This window comes from Nocardioides soli, from assembly GCF_014191495.1.
Taxonomy (GTDB): domain Bacteria; phylum Actinomycetota; class Actinomycetes; order Propionibacteriales; family Nocardioidaceae; genus Nocardioides; species Nocardioides soli.
In genome coordinates this window covers 655,670-672,293 of record NZ_JACHWR010000001.1, presented here as the reverse complement: position 1 = coordinate 672,293, position 16,624 = coordinate 655,670, and the positions used below count along the sequence as shown (strand labels likewise).

At 70.3% G+C, this 16,624-nt stretch carries 16 protein-coding genes; 2 read left to right on the top strand and 14 right to left on the bottom strand.

Translation table 11 applies throughout. The features are described 5' to 3' along the window. Positions 1-85: 85 nt before the first annotated feature. The 7 genes from FHU40_RS03320 to FHU40_RS03290 all read right to left on the bottom strand — a co-directional run bounded on the left by FHU40_RS03320 (position 86) and on the right by FHU40_RS03290 (position 7,843). Positions 86-580: an Rv3235 family protein gene (locus FHU40_RS03320; RefSeq protein ID WP_183590849.1), complete on the bottom strand. Its 495-nt coding sequence runs from the start codon at positions 578-580 to the stop codon at positions 86-88. After that, a complete protein-coding gene (locus FHU40_RS03315) occupies positions 577-1,218 on the bottom strand; it encodes a LysM peptidoglycan-binding domain-containing protein (protein WP_183590848.1) in 642 nt (213 codons plus the stop codon). Before FHU40_RS03315 ends, FHU40_RS03320 begins: the two co-directional genes overlap by 4 nt. 118 nt (positions 1,219-1,336) lie before the next feature. Beyond that, complete coding sequence (locus FHU40_RS03310) at positions 1,337-3,037, bottom strand: SulP family inorganic anion transporter (RefSeq protein WP_183590847.1); 1,701 nt, start codon at positions 3,035-3,037, stop codon at positions 1,337-1,339. A gap of 120 nt (positions 3,038-3,157) precedes the next feature. Next, the gene (locus FHU40_RS03305) at positions 3,158-5,455 is read right to left on the bottom strand and encodes a copper-transporting P-type ATPase (RefSeq protein WP_281374559.1); all 2,298 of its coding nucleotides are present in this window, start codon (positions 5,453-5,455) and stop codon (positions 3,158-3,160) included. Positions 5,456-5,544: 89 nt separating this feature from the next. Continuing rightward, a complete protein-coding gene (locus tag FHU40_RS03300; protein ID WP_183590845.1) occupies positions 5,545-6,570 on the bottom strand; it encodes a beta propeller repeat protein in 1,026 nt (341 codons plus the stop codon). 19 nt (positions 6,571-6,589) lie between these two features. Beyond that, the gene (locus FHU40_RS03295) at positions 6,590-7,264 is read right to left on the bottom strand and encodes a DUF305 domain-containing protein (RefSeq protein WP_183590844.1); all 675 of its coding nucleotides are present in this window, start codon (positions 7,262-7,264) and stop codon (positions 6,590-6,592) included. Positions 7,265-7,381: 117 nt separating this feature from the next. Continuing rightward, a complete protein-coding gene (locus FHU40_RS03290; protein WP_183590843.1) occupies positions 7,382-7,843 on the bottom strand; it encodes a DUF6153 family protein in 462 nt (153 codons plus the stop codon). 97 nt (positions 7,844-7,940) lie between these two features. Here FHU40_RS03290 and FHU40_RS03285 point away from each other — a divergent pair, with 97 nt between their 5' ends. Further along, positions 7,941-8,471 carry a hypothetical protein gene (locus FHU40_RS03285; protein WP_183590842.1) on the top strand — a complete coding sequence of 177 codons (531 nt, stop codon included), beginning with the start codon at positions 7,941-7,943 and terminating at the stop codon, positions 8,469-8,471. 136 nt (positions 8,472-8,607) lie between these two features. Here the strand turns inward: FHU40_RS03285 and FHU40_RS03280 are convergent, their stop codons facing one another. From FHU40_RS03280 to FHU40_RS03265, 4 genes are read right to left on the bottom strand one after another with little or no spacing between them, the layout of a single operon-like run. Beyond that, on the bottom strand, positions 8,608-9,255 hold the full coding sequence (locus FHU40_RS03280) for a hypothetical protein (RefSeq protein ID WP_183590841.1): 648 nt from the start codon (positions 9,253-9,255) through the stop codon (positions 8,608-8,610). Next, positions 9,252-10,568, bottom strand: a complete 1,317-nt coding sequence (locus tag FHU40_RS03275; protein WP_183590840.1) for a hypothetical protein — start codon at positions 10,566-10,568, stop codon at positions 9,252-9,254. The genes FHU40_RS03280 and FHU40_RS03275 overlap by 4 nt, the downstream gene beginning before the upstream one ends. After that, positions 10,565-11,326, bottom strand: coding sequence for an ATP-binding cassette domain-containing protein (locus tag FHU40_RS03270; protein WP_183590839.1), 762 nt, complete (start codon positions 11,324-11,326; stop codon positions 10,565-10,567). Before FHU40_RS03270 ends, FHU40_RS03275 begins: the two co-directional genes overlap by 4 nt. A gap of 36 nt (positions 11,327-11,362) precedes the next feature. Beyond that, positions 11,363-11,761: a hypothetical protein gene (locus tag FHU40_RS03265; protein ID WP_183590838.1), complete on the bottom strand. Its 399-nt coding sequence runs from the start codon at positions 11,759-11,761 to the stop codon at positions 11,363-11,365. A gap of 934 nt (positions 11,762-12,695) precedes the next feature. On the opposite strand from FHU40_RS03265, the gene FHU40_RS03260 reads away from it, so the two are divergent. Next, a complete protein-coding gene (locus tag FHU40_RS03260) occupies positions 12,696-14,051 on the top strand; it encodes a cytochrome P450 (protein ID WP_183590837.1) in 1,356 nt (451 codons plus the stop codon). A gap of 375 nt (positions 14,052-14,426) precedes the next feature. On the opposite strand, the gene FHU40_RS03255 is transcribed toward FHU40_RS03260, so the two are convergent. The 3 genes from FHU40_RS03255 to FHU40_RS03245 all read right to left on the bottom strand — a co-directional run bounded on the left by FHU40_RS03255 (position 14,427) and on the right by FHU40_RS03245 (position 16,615). Then, positions 14,427-14,822, bottom strand: coding sequence for a hypothetical protein (locus FHU40_RS03255; RefSeq protein ID WP_183590836.1), 396 nt, complete (start codon positions 14,820-14,822; stop codon positions 14,427-14,429). A 272-nt stretch (positions 14,823-15,094) separates the two neighbouring features. Beyond that, on the bottom strand, positions 15,095-15,433 hold the full coding sequence (locus FHU40_RS03250; protein ID WP_183590835.1) for a sec-independent translocase: 339 nt from the start codon (positions 15,431-15,433) through the stop codon (positions 15,095-15,097). An 18-nt stretch (positions 15,434-15,451) separates the two neighbouring features. After that, the gene (locus FHU40_RS03245) at positions 15,452-16,615 is read right to left on the bottom strand and encodes an Mrp/NBP35 family ATP-binding protein (protein ID WP_183590834.1); all 1,164 of its coding nucleotides are present in this window, start codon (positions 16,613-16,615) and stop codon (positions 15,452-15,454) included. Positions 16,616-16,624: the final 9 nt, after the last annotated feature.

Sequence of the window (16,624 nt, the reverse complement as noted above, 5' to 3'; positions counted from 1 at the left end):
CGGCTTCGCAGGCTCAGCCGTGCGCTTGCTCAACCTGCGCGAGCGACGCGGTCCGCTCCTTCGTCGCGGGCCGCTGCTCGCTTGCTCAGGCAAACTCCAGGGCCGTGCAGCGCCAGAGGCCCTGGACCCGCTCGAAGCGGGCCGCGAGGGCGCGGGAGCGCTCGCCGTACCGCACGTGCGAGCTGATCTCGACCACGTCGCGGCTGACGAAGCAGGAGTGCACGCCGAGGACCCGGGGCCGGACCGGCTGCACCCGCCCGGAACCGGGGACGTATCGGCCGGCGCGGGCGACGAGGAGGGCGCGGCGTTGAAGGTCCTCGTAGACCTCGCGGGAGCTCCAGCGCAGCAGCTGGGTGACCGGCCGGTCACCGCCGACGATCTCGACCGCGGCCTGCGCATAGCGCTGTGCCCAGTGCTCGATGCCGCGCTGCGTGGTGGCGTCGATCGGGATCACCGCAGCGAGAGGTGGCTCGCGGCGCGGCTCCAGGTCGAGGGCGAGGGTGCCCTGGACGCTGGCGAGCGGCACGGCGGGCACGGCGGGGCGAAACGGCACGACGCCGGGCACGGGCTGGTCGGTCATGGCAGTACCTCCGAGATGGGCATCCGTAGTCGCTGAGCGGGTGTGATCAGGTCGGGGTCCGCGCCGATCTCGGACCGGTTGACGGCGTAGATCCGGCGCCATTCGGCGTCGATCTCGGCGTTCGAGGCGCCCGGGCCGAGCCGCCGCGCCGCGATCGCCCAGAGTGAGTCGCCGGGGGAGACCACCACCCGCCCGAGTCCGGAGGGCGAGTCCGGCTCGGCCGCGGGCGCGACCGCGCGGTCGGGGAGCGGCAGCCCGGCCACGACCGTCGCCGGTCCGACGGTCCGGCCCTCGTACGGCCGGCCCGGTGTCGCGTGGGCCGGGCCGGCCACCAGGCCGCCGGTCAGGGCGAGGCCGCAGGCCGCCAGCACGACCCGGCGTACCGGGTCGGGTACGCCGCGAGCGCACCCGTCGCGCCCCCGGAGAGCCGCCGCGATCGTGACCCCGGTGGTTAGCCACAGCCACGCGACGGCCCCGAGGGCGACGACCGCACAGATCCGGACCAGGACCTCGTCGAAGCCCGCGGCCGGAGCGGGCGGCCCGGCCGCCACCGGCAGCAGCCAGGCCACCGCGGCGGCCGCGGCAGCGGTGACGACCGTCCACACGGCCAGGCTGCGGTGCAGCGGAGGAGCAGGCATCCCGAGCGCCAATCCTTGCGTTTGCATCTGTTTGTCACAGGAAACGCCTCTTTGATGGCGAAATCAACCGCTCGTCCACAGCGTTCGTAGCACGCGCTGTGGAGTCGTCCCGCGGGCGTCAGTGCGGTCGTCGGGTCCAGGCGACCGCGTCGTCGTAGGCACGGTCGAGGGCCTCGAAGAACGTCGGCGTCCGGGTGACCACGTTCTCCGGACCGATGACGGCGCTGAGCCCGGTCCTGTCGAACACCTTCATCAGGGCGGGATCGAGCCCGACGATCATCAGCCGCGAGCCGTGGTCGGCGAGCTGGTGGGCCCGTTTGGCGAGAGCCTTGATGATCGTCGACGAGGGAACGTCGGGCAGGGTCCGGACGTGGAAGATGACGACGGCGTTGCGGGCGTCGGCCAGGATGGGCCACGCCTCGTCGAGTCGTTCGATCTCGGCGAACATGCTCACGCCCTCGTAGTGGAGGACCGTGACCGCGCCCGGCTCGATCCGGGCGGGTACGTCGGTCGTGGACCACCGGCCGAGGTCGTCGCGCTGGAGGGCCCGGATCCGGGCCTGGCGCTGGGCGTTGACGCAGAACAGCAGCAGCGACAGCCCGGCGCCGAGCAGGATCGCATCCTGCAGCGGCAGCTGGGTGGTGGCGACGAAGGTGGCGACCATCGCGATGGCGGGCAGGAGACCGGTGCGCGCGACGAGCTGGATGTCGCCGATCCGGCCGACGATCAGCTCGCCGGCGATGACCACGATCAGCCCGCCGATGACCGGCATCGGGATCTGCTCGGCGACCGGGCCCGCGACCAGGACGAGGACGGCGAGGACGATGCCGGCGAAGATCCCGGTCCACCGGGTGCGGGCGCCGGCGCTGGTGGCGACGCCGGTCCGCGACATCGAGCCGCCGGTCGGCAGCGCCCGGAAGAACCCGCCGGCGATGTTCGCGACGCCCTGGGCGGTGAAGTCGGCCGAGACGTTGGTGCGGGTTCCGTCCGGGTTGGGGACGGCGGCGCCGATCCCCGCGGCCTGCGCGAGCGCGACGAGTGCGACGGCGACCGCGCCGGTGAGCAGCTCGGGTGCCGCCGAGACGTCCGGCAGGACCGGGTGCGGCAGCGACCGTGGGATGGCACCGATGTCGCCGACCTCCCGCACGTCCAGGCCGGCGAGCGCGACGACGATGCTCACCAGGATGAGCGCGATCAGGATCGCGAACGGCTCGAGCCGCTTGACGGCGTGCGCGGCGAACCAACAGCCGACGGTCCCGGCGGACACGAGGGTCGAGGTGAGGTCCCAGCTGCCGACGTGCGCGAGGGCGTCGCCGAGCTTCGCGATCGTGTTGTGGTAGCTGGTCTGGTACCCCGTGGCATCCTCGATCACCCCGGCGAGGATCTGGAGGGCGATGCCGGTCGTGAACCCGGTCATCACGGCGTTCGAGACGAAGCTCATCAACGAGCCCATGCGCAGCAACCCGAACAGCAGCATGATGGCGCCGACCAGGATCGTCAGCATCGCGATGTTGCCGGGGTCGTCGGCGCGCAGACCGGCCTGCGTCAGGACGCTGTGCGAGGTCAGGGCGATCGCGCTGGTCAGCGTCGTGGTCATCAGCACGGTCCGGGAGAACAGCGACCCGACCGTGGTCGGCACCATCCCGGAGTACAGGCCCAGCAGCGGGTTGAACCCACCGATCGAGGCGTACGCCATCCCCTCCGGAATCGAGAACAGGCCGGTCGCGAACCCGGCGACCGCGTCCTGGCGGGTCGGCCGCACGAACCGGAGCTGACGCTCGGAGTGCGGAGCGCGCTCGCGCGAGGTGGATCGCGACACGCCGGCCTCCCCGTCGCGCAGTCCGTGCTTCCGCTTCGGTCACCCGGTAGTCAAGGCGAACGCGCACGGGACCGCTTCACCCACAACGGGGGAAGCGGTCCCGACGGCCGGAAGGCCTGGTCAGAGTCGCATGGTGCGCAGTCGCAGTGCGTTCGTGATGACGCTGACCGAGGACAGCGCCATCGCCGCGGCCGCCAGCATCGGCGACAGCAGCCAGCCGAAGGCGGGGTAGAGGACGCCGGCGGCGATGGGGATGCCTGCGGTGTTGTAGCCGAACGCGAGCCACAGGTTGCTGCGGATGTTCCGCATGGTCGCCTGGGACAGCGTGCGGGCGGTGGCGATCCCCGTGAGGTCGCCGTGCAGGAGCGTGACGCCGGCGGACTCGATGGCGACGTCGGTGCCGGTCGACATCGCGAGCCCGACGTCGGCGGCGGCGAGTGCGGGGCCGTCGTTGGTGCCATCACCGGCGTACGCGACGACCTTCCCCTCGGCCCGGAGCGCGTTGACCACGTCGGCCTTCTTGTCCGGCAGCACCTCGGCCTCGACGCGCGGGATGCCGAGCCGGGCAGCGACGGCCCTCGCGGTGACCGGGTTGTCACCGGTCACCATGACGACCTCGATGCCCGCGTCGCGCAGCTGCGCGAGGGCCTGCGGGGTCGTCGGCTTCACCGGGTCCGCGATCGCCAGAACGCCGGCCAGGCGGCCGTCGACTGCGACGAACACCGCGGTCGCGCCCGCGCCGCGGAGCTCGTCGGCCCGAGCGCCCAGCGGCGCGGCGTCCACCCCGAGGGCGGCCAGGAAACCGGCGCTGCCGACCGCGACCCGCGTGCCGTCGACGAGGCCGGTCACGCCCTTGCCGGCCGGCGCGTCGAACTCCGCCACGTCGGGCAGGCCACCGGGTACGCCGTCGAGTGCGGCGTTCACGATGGCTCGCGCCAGCGGGTGCTCCGAGGGCTGCTCGACGGCGCCGGCGAGGCGCAGCAGTTCGGCCTCGGACCCGCCGGCGACGTGGTTCCGGGCGTCGTGCACGGTGTCGTCCTGGGGAGTGACGACGACCTCGGTGACGGCCGGCCGGCCCTCGGTGAGGGTGCCGGTCTTGTCGACCGCGAGGGTGTCGACCCGCTCCAGGCGCTCGAGCGCGGCGGCGTTCTTGATCAGGACGCCCAGGCGGGCACCGCGGCCGACGCCGACCATGATGGACATCGGCGTCGCCAGGCCGAGCGCACAGGGGCAGGCGATGATCAGGACGCTCACCGCGACGACGAGGGCGTGGGCGAGCTTGGGGTCGGGCCCGACGAGCGCCCAGGTCGCGAACGCGGCGACGGCGACGAGGATGACGGCGGGCACGAACACGGCCGAGACCTTGTCGACCAGCCGCTGGATCGGCGCCTGGGACCGCTGGGCATCGGCGACCATCTGCACGATGCGGGCCAGCATCGTGTCGCGGCCGACGGCCCGCGCCTCGACGAGCAGCGTGCCGCCGGCGGTGAGCGTGCCGCCGATGACGGTGTCGCCCGTCTTCTTCGTCACCGGCATCGACTCGCCGGTCACCATCGACTCGTCCACCGAGGAGCGGCCGTCGACGACGACGCCGTCGACGGGGACCTGCTCGCCCGGGCGGACCCGGAGCCGGTCGCCCACGTGCACCTGGTCGAGCGTCACGTCGGACTCGGCGCCGTCGTCCGCGATGCGGTGTGCGGTCTTCGGGGTCAGGTCGAGCAGGGCCTTGATGGCTCCGGACGTGCGCTCCCGGGCGCGGAGCTCGAGCACCTGGCCGAGCAGCACCAGGGTGGTGATCACCGCGGCCGCCTCGAAGTACACCGGCACGGCGTCGTCCATCGTGCGGAAGGACTCCGGGAAGATGCCCGGCGCCAGTGTGGCGACCACGCTGAACAGCCACGCGACGCCCGTGCCCATCGCGATCAGGGTGAACATGTTCAGTTTCATGGTGCGCACCGAGGTCCAGCCGCGCACGAAGAACGGCCAGCCGGCCCAGAGCACCACCGGCGTCGCGAACGCCAGCTGCACCCACGCCGAGACCCGGCCCGGGATCGCCTCGGAGATGACGTCGAACAACTCGGTGCCCATCCCGAGGACGATCACCGGGATGGAGAGGGCGACGCCCACCCAGAACCGGCGCGTCATGTCGACGAGCTCCGAGCTCGGACCGTCGTCGACGGCGACCGTCACCGGCTCCAGGGCCATGCCGCAGATGGGGCAGGTCCCTGGTCCGATCTGGCGGATCTGCGGGTGCATCGGGCAGGTGTACTCGGCGCCCGCCCCGGTCGTCTGGACGCCCTGACCGCCGTGCTCGTGAGTGTGCTCGTGAGTGTGCTCGTGGGGGTGACCCCGGTGCTCGTGAGATGCGTGCTCGTGCGAGGCGCCGGGCGCCGTCTGCCGTGCGTTCGTCTCGTCCATGTCTCCCATTATACCCCTAGGGGGTATCTTCTCCAAGGGGTCCGTGCGACGGATGCCCGCCGGTCACCCGGTGACCGGCGGGCATCGGATCATTCGCCGTACGCGAGGACCTGCTTCACGTCCTCGTCCGCCGCGTCAGGGTCCACGGGCCCGCGGAACAGGCCGTCGCTGGTCGCCGCGAACCACGAGTGGCCGACGACGCCCAGCGCGCTCGGGTCGCCGGGAACCCGGGCGAGCTCGACCCAGGTTCGCCCACCGTCGTTCGATCGGGAGACCCGCCCGTTGGCGCCGACGCCGACCAGGACGTCGGCGGCCGGCCAGTCGATGAGACCGAGCCGTGGCGCCTGCTCGAACGCCCCCTCGTCGACGGTTCCGCTCCGGTCGGCGGTCACCTCGAGGAGCCGACCGTCGCCGGTGGTGGCGAGCACCCGGGCGGGGTCGCCCGGATCGAGGGCGATGTCGACCAGCGGCTGCTCGTGGACCGTCTGCCAGGCACGTTCGTCGGTCGACGTGACGAGCCCACCGGTGACCGAGTCGATGCCCCAGGTCCGACCCGGCTCGCCCGGGGCGTGCTCCAGCGCATGGAAGTCCGCGGCGCCGTCGAGCGACAGTGTGTTCCACTGCCTGCCGCCGTCCCGGGACTCGATGAGACCCAGGTTCATCGGGCGGCTCTCGTCGGTCGGCTCGGGATGCCCGCTGGCCAGCAGCCGGCCCGGCCCGGCCGCCGTCAACGCCATGTAGTCGGTGACGTCGTCGCCGACCTGGGCGACGTTCCCGTCGGCGTCGACGGAGAACAGGCCGTAGTGCGCGCCGATGAGCACGCGATGGTCCGTCTGGTCGCCCTCCGGGTCGGGGACGATGCCGTGGATGTGGCCGATCATCGGCGTCCCGACCCCGGCGTTCGGTCCGGTGGCACCGTCGCCGGGGTGGTCGCCGCCGCCGGGGTCGGTGAGGGCGACGACCAGGAGCGTCACCATCAGCAGCGTGGCGGCGGCACCGATGGCCAGCGCACCGCGGTGGGAGGGGCGCCGGCCCGGCGGTCGGCCGTCGGCGACCGAGGTCGCCGACGGGTCGGGAGTAGAGGTGGGATGGGCGTCAGGCGTGTGCGTGTTCATGATGTCGAGCCGGGCCGGGTCAGCCGAGCAGCCCCTCCATCGTCTCGATCTCCTGCTGCTGGGCCGATGCGATGGTCTCCGCCAGCGTGACGGCCTCATCGAACGCGCCGTCCTCCTGCTCGGTGCGCGCCATCTCGATCGCACCCTGGTGATGCTCGATCATCATCGTCAGCCAGAGGTCCTGGAACGCGGCGTTCGAGGCGTCCTGGAGCTCGTCCATCTCGTCGGGCGACATCATGCCGGGCATGTCGGAGTCCATCCCGTCCATCCGGTCAGACATGTCGCCTCCCATGTCGTGGCCCGCGTTGCTGTGGTCGCGCATGGTCTCGGGGATCTCCTGGTCCCAGGCGGTGAGCCAGTCCGACATCGTCTCGATCTCCGGGCCCTGGGCGGCACGGATGTCCTCGGTGAGCTGCTGGACCTCGGGGTCCAGCGGGCGGCCGTCGGCGAGGTCGACCATCGACAGCGCCTGGGCGTGATGCTGGATCATCTCGGTCGCGAACGAGATGTCGGCGGTGTTGAACACGTCGCCGTTGGTGGCGGTCCGGGTGCCGGACGGGCCGTCGGCGGTGTCGGCATCGTCGCCGCAGGCGGCGAGCGAGACCCCCAATGCGGCGGTCAGCGCGAGGGCGGTGGCGGTGCGACGCAGTCGACGGGTGCCGGTACGCGCGTGGGTGCGGGTGTGCAGAGGCATGGTCTTTCTCCTGAACGTGGGTGCTGTCGGGGGTCGTCGAAGCCACCGCCGTCGCGATCGCCCACGGTCACCGTGCTCGTGGTGACCCGGGGCGTACGACGGCGGCGGTGTCGCCGATCAGCACCGCTGGATGGAGAGCAGCCTCAGGTCGGGTGGCGCCGGCCCGCGCGCCCGCGCCCAGAACGAGGTCGCGGTCAGCACGGCCAGGTGGGTGGTGAGCACATGGCGCAGCCGCGTGACGAACCCGGCGCGCCGGGCGACGACGCCCAGGAGCAGCACGGCCCCGATGACCGCCAGGCACATCGCGACGACCGAGCCGCCGTGATGCTCCTGGGGGCCGTCGGCCGCGCCGCCTCGGGCGACCGCCGGATCGTCGGCCGGGTCGGTGGCCGGGGTGCCGGTCTCCATCGCCACGTGGGTCGTGGCGGGCGCGACGGCCGCGGGCCCACCGACTCCGTGATCGGAGAGGCCGTGCATGGCCAGCAGGCCCCCGAGGGCGACGAGCAGCAGCAGCCACCGACCGACCATCGACAGCGGTCTCCGGTCGACTCGGCGCGCACCCGTCTGGACTCCACCCATCGCGCCCATCGTAGGACCCACCACCACGCCGACGACCGGGCGCGGTCTGCGGCGGCCGGCGGTTTGGCGACCGCGGTCGTCGGGGCAGAAGTCGGGCATGTCGTGGGAGGAGGAGCTGTTCGGGTTGCTCGACGACCTGGAGCAGCAGGCCGAGGCGCTCTACGACGCCGAGCGCGGGCCGGACCTGGTCGACCGCAGCCGGACGGCGTACCGCGAGGTCACGCTGGCCAGCCGCCTGATGGCCTCCCTCGGTACGCAGGTGCGGCTCGAGGTCGCCGGGGTGGGCGCCGTCCAGGGCGTGCTGGACCGGGTCGCCGACGGCTGGTGCGTGCTCAGCGGTGCGTCCCAGGACTGGGTGGTCCTGCTGCCGGCCGTGACGGTCGTGCACGGCGCCTCCGACCGGTCGGTCCCGGAGGTCGCCTGGTCGCCGGTCGCGAGCCTCGGGGTCGGCTCGGCGCTGCGCCGACTCGCCGACGCCGGCGAGCGGTGCGTACTGCACCTGCGCGTGGGCGCGACGTACGACGCCGTACTGCATCGCGTCGGGGCGGACTTCGTCGAGGCGGTCGTGGGGGAGGGGCGCCGCATGCTGGTGGCGATCGACGCTCTGGCGGCGGTGCAGTCCCGGTGAGCTCGAGGCCGCGCCGCGCCCGCGGTGGGGGCGCGGCGACCGGACACCGCAGGGCGGGCGAGGACCACGTGTCCCGACCACTGCTCGTGCTTGGCCGGCGAGTCACCATGGCCAAGGGAGACGGGAACGTGAGGAGTTAGTCGTCGGTCACCCCAGGTTGGCGCTCCAGCATGCGGCGCTGGCGGTCGATGCCATGTTCATCGAGGGCGACAAACGCTGCTCCGGTCACGACCAGTAGTGCGCCGGCCACGCACCAGATATGGATGGCATACGACGCCTGAGCCACGTAGTTCCACTCGAACGGGATCAGGCCCGGTGTGGAGGCAGCCAACGCGAGCGCGGCGGCGGGTGTCCAGCCGAGCGGGCCGCCGAGCACGAGTGCGCCCGCGCAGCTGATCGCGAAGAAGAGGGTGAAATCGGCCGCCAGCAGGAAGGTGTCGACGTTGGCGGCGGTGAGCAGTACGCATGCCAGGCAAGAGAGCGTGGCCAGAGTGCAGAGGCTGACGAACCAGAGCAAACGAACGCGCCGAGCTTTCCGGGTGGCGGTTTCGAGCAGCCACGCGGCTCGGTCCTGGAGCAGTTGGGACAGTACGGCGGCCGGGGCGATGAGGCCGACCAGGACCGCACTGTCGATCGTCGCACCTGCCGCAACGGCACCGGCGCTTGTTCGAATGCCCACCGCGACCATTGCGGTCAGGGTGACGATGGAAACGCTCGCGGCTAGGGACAGCAGCGTCCTGCCGGATAGCCCGCGGGCAGCGCCAAGTCGAAGGAGAGCGGTCATATCGTGAGGTCGTCCTGGAGGTCGCATGTCAGGACGTCTCCGCCATGCTGGTCGAACCATCGCAGGCGAGCATCGGGTGAGGCGTCATTCCAGGCGGAGCGGAACGACGCGACAGGCGACCAGTCGACGAAGTCTTCGCTCAAAGGGATCTGGGCGTACGACACGCCTTCGAGCGGAATGTTGAGTTCTCGCAGAACCCACTCCTGCAATACGTCTTGGGCGGTCGCGGACTTGGCGACGTACCCGCCGGAGCGGCCGCTGCCGCACGACCCGCGTAAGACGGCATTGGTCACGTCGACGACCAGTTCGTCACGCACTACGCGGTGCGAGTCGCCGTCGATGCCTGAGGTGATGGCGAAGGGCACGACCATGCCGACTGTCCCACGCTCTTCCAGAGTGCCGATGCGGATTGACTCCTCTGCCAGGGTCAGGCGCTGTCCGGAGAATGAGTCCATCATTGTCATGGCCGGCTCGATGCTCTCCACGACCTCGTCCATCGTGTGCGCCCTCGCGCGGGTCATGCACAGCGTGTAGTCGTTCTGCTCTTGGCAGACAGGCTGCAGTGCGGCGTGGGACACCGAGTAGTTGCTACTGCCCACCATGACCAATGGAGTTGCCGCCAGGCACGCCCCCGCCAGTGGGAACAGCCACGAGCGGGATCGCACCGCTGCCGCCAGGAACAGGAGTGCGAGGCATGCGAGAAGGAAGCACTGCACGATCAAGACCCAAGGGGTCGGCTCGAGGTAGGTGCGCTCGCGCTGGTCGGCGACGACGAACCCAGCGTATTGCTCCATCGAGGGGGTGCCCGTGTCGAGCAGGTACTCGCCGCCGTACACGATGACTGTGGCAAGGATAGGCGCGAGCATCGGCGGGAGCGCAGACGCGAGGGCGAGTCCGAACGCGATTGCAGCGACGGTTCCCGTCGCGATGAGGAGAAGCTCAAGGCCTGGAAAACTGCCGAAGTCGGCCTCGTTGCCAGTCATGACGCAGGCGACTACGAAAACGGGGAGCATGCCGGCGAAGCCGAGTCCAGCAATGGCGGTGACCCACAAGATGCGCAATCTCAGCGCACCGCTCACCCCCGTGCCCACCATCCACTGATATCGGCGTCGGCGGGGTGCTCCGGTCAGCCACGCGGAGAGGGCCGCGAGGAGCGGGTAGGTGAGAAGCGTGGTGACCTGGAGTGCTCGTGCAGTCTCCCCCCATGAGCCGTACCAACCTGAGTACAGGTTGCCGACCGACAGGGCCGAGACAACGGCGACGGCGAGGACGACGACCGTGCGCTCACGCCGCGAGATGGGAAGCCCGATCAACTCAACTCGCCGCCAACGACGCTCCGGAACCCACTGCGCAGCGTCTCTGAGTCGACTGCCGTATTGCCGCCCGCCCTTGAGAGGCCGACGGCTGTGCCGGACCAGACCAGCTCCCCGGCTTCGATGACGTGGACCCGGTCGGCGAGTGCGGCAACGTCCTCGAGAATGTGTGTGGCGAGAACGACCGTGCTCCTGCGTCCGATCATGGCAAGGCGTTCGTGGAACTCAGCCCGTTGGATCGGGTCGAGACCGGTCGTTGGCTCATCCAGCACGAGGACGCTCGGCGCGTGGACGATACTGGCCGCGAACCCGACTCGACGTAGGGTTCCGCCGGACAGGGCGTCGAGTCGCTGGCGACCGTGACTGGCAACATCGGCGGTGTCGAGCGCGCAATCGATCGCCTCGTCTGAGTCTCGGGGCAGTCCCTTGAGCCACGCCGCGTACGCGACGAAGTCGCGGGTGGTCATGCGGGCGGGGTAACCGAAGGACTGGGGGAGCCAGCCGAGTCGTCGCATTCGCTCGGCGCGACCAAGGATCTCGCCGGACTCCTCGAATGTGATAGTTCCGTCGTAGCGAGTGTCGATGCCGACAATGCTGCGTACGAGCGTGGACTTTCCTGCGCCGTTTCGACCAAGTACGGCAGTGATTCCTGGCGTAAAGGTGACCTCGATGTTGGAGAGCGCGGTGATGCCGCGTCGGTACCGCTTCGACAGCTTGGCGATGCCGATCGTCGTCGCGGGGAAAGTGGTGAATTCCATCGGTGCGCTCTCCAACTCGAGTCGTTCTAGGTCAGGTCAGCGTCGGTCCTGGGCGGACCACGACCCGCAGGAGTCAGGCAGGTTGCTCTTGTTGCGACACACTCGCACCTTGATGCCATCCACGGCAGGATTGGATGAACCGGTGTTGAAGCCGGCGAGCCCGCCCCGGGTGACAAGTGACAGTGACGTCGTGTCGGTCGTATACCGCCCGAAGAGGTAGTCGAGCTCCCCGTCGTAGATCAGGTTCGCGGAGAAGTACACCGCGTTGCCGTTCGTTGACTTGAGACTCCCTCCCATCTGGACCCCGGTGTTGTACCAGCGAAGGCTGTTGGCGAAGCCGGATCCGTCATTGGATGAGGCGTTGATCGCCGACGCAGCCGTCGGAACCGCCACGAGCGCCGCAACCGCACAGGCCGACGCGAGAACTCGTCTCATTCGTTCTCTCCTTTCGTTACCCTTCGCCCGATGCGAGGGGACATCAAAGTGGACCGGCGTTTGGGCCGGTTGAGTATGTCGAGGGATTGGACGCCTCAAGGCCTATGGCCTGGTGTCCTGGCGTCAGTCGTCGAAAAGGGTGACCAAGAGAGCGAAGCTACGGAAAATGGCAACCCGCTGCTTTCGGTGGCCGCAGCGAAGTGCCCGAGGGTCATGGGGAGAACCATGACAGATTTTCCTCCGGGCGTCAGGAGGATCTTGACATAGAAATGCGATGGGGTTGCCTGGTCGTCGAGACTCCCGACGTCCTGGCTATTGATTGAGCAACGTGCGCAGAAGGGGGCCGCCGGTGAGAGCGGCGGCAAGGCATCCGGTAGTGACTGCGGCGCCCATAACGGCACACCTCTTCCGACGCAGGACCAGGTGCTTGTGCACCCGACGTGGCGCTTCGGGTGCGGGCCGCAGCGCAACTGCTAGCCGCTGAAAGGAATCCCGATGACAGTCGTGCTCGCTCATTCGTGCTCGCTCATTCGTGCTCCTCGCCCCTTCTTGTGCGGCATCGTGACGGTGGTTGAGACCTTGACGTCGTCCAGCTCGGTTTCGTTGACGAACCTGTCCAGGCTCGCTGATCGGGCCCTGGGCAAGCCGTCCGAAGCGACTTCGGCAAGCAGATGTCCTAGTCCGTCGATGACGCAGAATTCCTACTCGAACTTCTCCAAAGAGTGTCAAGGAGATCCTGTCGTACGTCATGATAGACCTGACAGACGTGCGGCTGCCTGAACTCGGCCGCACGCGCAGAGCCACCAGATCGGGGGACCGCCCTATGCGTCTCATCAAGTACTCGCTCGCTCGCCTCGTGATGCGTGCCCAGGGCCGCGGCGGTGCACCCGACTACGTGTGGACCTGATGATCGCTCGACTCGGGTACGGGCGACATGGGGCGGCGCCAGCAACTGGGCGCTCGAGGCGTCGGGGCGCCGTGGCGGCCGCCAGGCCCAGTGGGGGGCCGCTGGGCGGGGTGGGTCGCCGAGTATGAGAAGGATCGCCTTGGTTTTCTGATGTCGGCACGCGAGAGCTACGGGGGAGTTGTCGCGTTCGACTCGATCACCACGGGCGTCAACGATCTCGAGCTTGCGCGGACGGTCCTCGATACGCGGGCCGGGTTCGAGATCGTTGGCACCTTCCTCAACCGGCGCCTCGACGCCGATGGCATCGCGGCGCGCAACCGCCTCCGCAAGCACCTGAATGCGGGACTCCGCGGCGGCGTGCTCGAACCACTTCGGGGGCTGGCCTCGGAGGCCTCGCTCGGCGCCGTCGAGGCGGCACGAGACCGCGGTGAGGACGTCGATCCGCTGCCGATGCTCGAAGAGCTGTGCTCCAGACTCGTCGCCGGATACTTCTTCGGCGAGGAGAGCAGCGGCCGGGTCCACGTCGAGGTCGCCGGGTTGCTCGAGGCGCTCAGCGCCGTCTTCGGCAACCCGTTCGCGTTGCCAGCGAGCTGGCCCACGCGCGCGAACCGTCGGATGCACCGGGCGTACCGGGCACTTCGCGACGTCGTCGACCCTCTCGTGTGCGATCGCGCGGTCCGGCCGCGGCAGGACTTCGCGTCCGGCGCCGTGGTCGCCGCGGTCGCGGCCGGTCACACGCTGGAGAGCATCGCCGATCTCCTCATCGGGGCCCTGCTGGCCGCGCAGCGAGTCCCCGCCGCCGCGGCAGCATGGGCACTGCACGAGCTGGGACGAGACCGCCGCTGGGCCGCTGCCGCGCGCGGAGACGCCGTACGTCGGCGAGCGGTGGTGCTGGAGACGCTGCGGCTCTACCCGCCCACCTGGCGACTGCACCGTGTCGCCATCCGGCCGGTCGAACTGGGCCGCTATCGGTTCGAGGCGGGCCACAACTTCGTCGTCAGCCCCTATGTCGTCCACCGCGACGCGGCGCTCTTCGACCGGCCGGATGAGTTCCTGCCCGAGCGCTGGCTCGATCCCGACTCCCGTCCGCAGCAGCTCCTGTCCTTCGGTCACGGACTGCACCGGTGCCCCGGCCGCGACGTGAGCTACGTCCTGCTCGACGCGGTGCTGGCGGCCGTGCTGCGCGGCTACGACGTGGAGAACGTCTCAGATCGGGTCGTGCCGGACCCGCGGACCACGCTGACGCCCGCAGGGCTGCGGCTCCGCTTCGCCCCGCGCCGGGCTGAGCAGGCGGGTCCTTGGGCTCACCGAACGGGTCTTGACCTGCTGGATGCGTCCGGCGCGACGAGGTCGAGCGTCTTACCGCTGCTCGCAACCGGCTGAATCGCCCTGGCCGTCGGACGTCAGGCGACAGCGTCGGTGAGCAAGACCCCCTCATGGGGTCTCCCTCTGACACATCCGACAAGGCGGACTCGAAGCCCGCCGATACCGACCGCATCGGAATAGTCCGTCACGAACTGGCTGCCCCACGGCGAGAACGCCAACCAGAACGTGACGGACTATCCCTCCCGAGCTCGCGAGCAGGCCGACCCCGGGAGATGCCCGCCCCGGGCGGACCGCACGCCCGCTGAAGGGCGATACCCAGTGACGATCTGGTTGTTCCCGAGGCCCGGGAACAACCAGATCGTCACTGGCTATCCCGCCAGCCTCGCCAGCGTCGCGCGGGCCGCAGCCGTGGCCGGTTGAGGTCGTCCCGGGTCAGGCGCTCGTGGATCGAGACCTGACCTGCTCGACGCGCTGAGCGAACCGCTCCCAGGCCGCCTGGCGCGAGACGCCGAACGCCTTGCCGATCTCGGCCCATGAGATCTTCCGGGACCGCGCCAACTCGACCCACTCGACCAGGAACTCGTCCACCTGCGCCGCGGTCTGCGAGATCAGCGGCAGGTTCGCCAGGATCTCGGTATCGGACATGGACTCCCATGGCGGCTTCGACGCCGCCTTGGTCCTGGACCTGGACTGGAACAGCTCGTGGTAGTGCTCGACGCAGCTCTCGCAGATCATCGCGCCCAGGCCGCCGCCGAACTTCATGCCTCGTTTGCCACGCACCCCGCAGAACGAACACGACTTCCGTCTGACGTCGGTGTCCATCGTCATCGTTCGCATCCTCTCCGGAGGCCGTGGTCCACGCCGGGCGGCATGCCCGCCGGCTCGGCGGTCTGCGCCGCGTCGAGGCCCGAGCATCCAGACTTCGCACCTGACTGAGACCGTGCCCGAGGAACAGTACTCGGTTCCCGACCCTGTGAAGGATCGCTGCGGTCAAGATGTCTTTGACGGGGCTGGCCGCAGACCAGACCGTTCGTCGCGGCCGGGGGCGCGACGCCACCTCCGGGGTCAGGCCAGCGTCGGCCCGACCATCCGCGTCCGGGTCAGGTCGCGTCGGTGTCGTACGGCGGGACCTCGCCCACGCCGAGCGGCCGCAGGCCGCGCCGCGGAGGGCGGGCCGGCTCGTCGTCGTCCTCGTCCTCGAGGACCTCGGCGATGTGACGACGCACGATGGTGCGGGGGTCGAGGTCGCGCAGCTCGAGGTCGGCGTACTCCGGGCCGAGCTCGGCGCGCAGCTCGTCGCGCGCGCTGTTGGCCATCCGGCGCACCTGGCGGATCATCCGGCCGGCCTGGCGCGCGAGGTCGGGCAGCCGGTCCGGCCCGAAGACGAGGACGGCGACGAGTGCGATGACCGCGAACTCCGGCAGGCCGACCCCGAACACGAAGCAGAACCTACTGGGTCAGGACTTGCTGGTGGGGGTCAACCCGAGCTGCAGGCCGGCGAGGCCGCGGCCGCGTCCGGCCAGGCGGGTGGCGATCGCGGTGAGGGCGACCGCCCCGGGCGCGGTCGGGTCGGCCTCGACGATCGGCTTGCCGACGTCGCCGCCTTCGCGCAGCGAGATGTCGATCGGGATCTCGCCCAGCACGGGTACGTCGTAGCCGAACCGGTCGGAGAGGGTCTTCGCGACCCGCTCGCCACCGCCGGTGCCGAAGATCTCCAGGCGGTGGTCGGTGCCGGTCTCGGCGCAGTGCGGGCAGGGGAGGTAGCTCATGTTCTCGACGACGCCGACGACGCGCTGGTGCATCATCGAGGCCATCGTGCCGGCGCGCTCGGCGACCTCGGCGGCGGCCTCCTGCGGCGTGGTGACCACCACGACCTCGGCGCCGGGCAGGTGCTGGCCGAGCGAGATCGCGATGTCGCCGGTGCCGGGCGGCAGGTCGAGCAGCAGCGCGTCGAGGTCGCCCCAGTAGACGTCGGCGAGCATCTGGACCAGCGCTCGGTCGAGCATCGGGCCGCGCCAGGCGACGACCTGGTCGCGGCGCGGCTTGAGCATGCCGATGGAGATCACCGAGACGCCGCTCGCGGTCGGGACCGGCATGATCAGGTCCTCGACCTGCGTCGGCCGCTCGTCGGCCACGCCGAGCATCGCGGGCACCGAGTGGCCGTAGATGTCCGCGTCGACGACGCCGACCTTGAGCCCCTGCTGCGCCAACGCGATCGCGAGGTTGACGGTGACCGAGGACTTGCCGACGCCACCCTTGCCGCTGGCGATCGCGTAGACCTTCGTGAGCGACCCCGGCTGAGCGAACGGGATCTCGCGCTGGGCCTGCCCGCCGCGCAGCGTCTGCTGCAGGCCGGAGCGCTGCTCGGCCGTCATCACGCCGAGGGTCAGGTCGACGCCCGTGACGCCCTCGACCCCGCCGACGGCGGTGGTCACGTCGCGGTTGATGGTGTCCTTGAGCGGACAGCCGGCCACGGTCAGCAGCACGGTGAGGTGCACGACCCCGGCGTCGTCGATCTCGACGGTGTCGACCATGCCGAGCTCGGTGATCGGACGCTTGATCTCGGGGTCGTTGACGGTCGCCAGCGCGGCGTTGACCCGGTCGAGAAGGGGGCTGCTCATGACCATTGA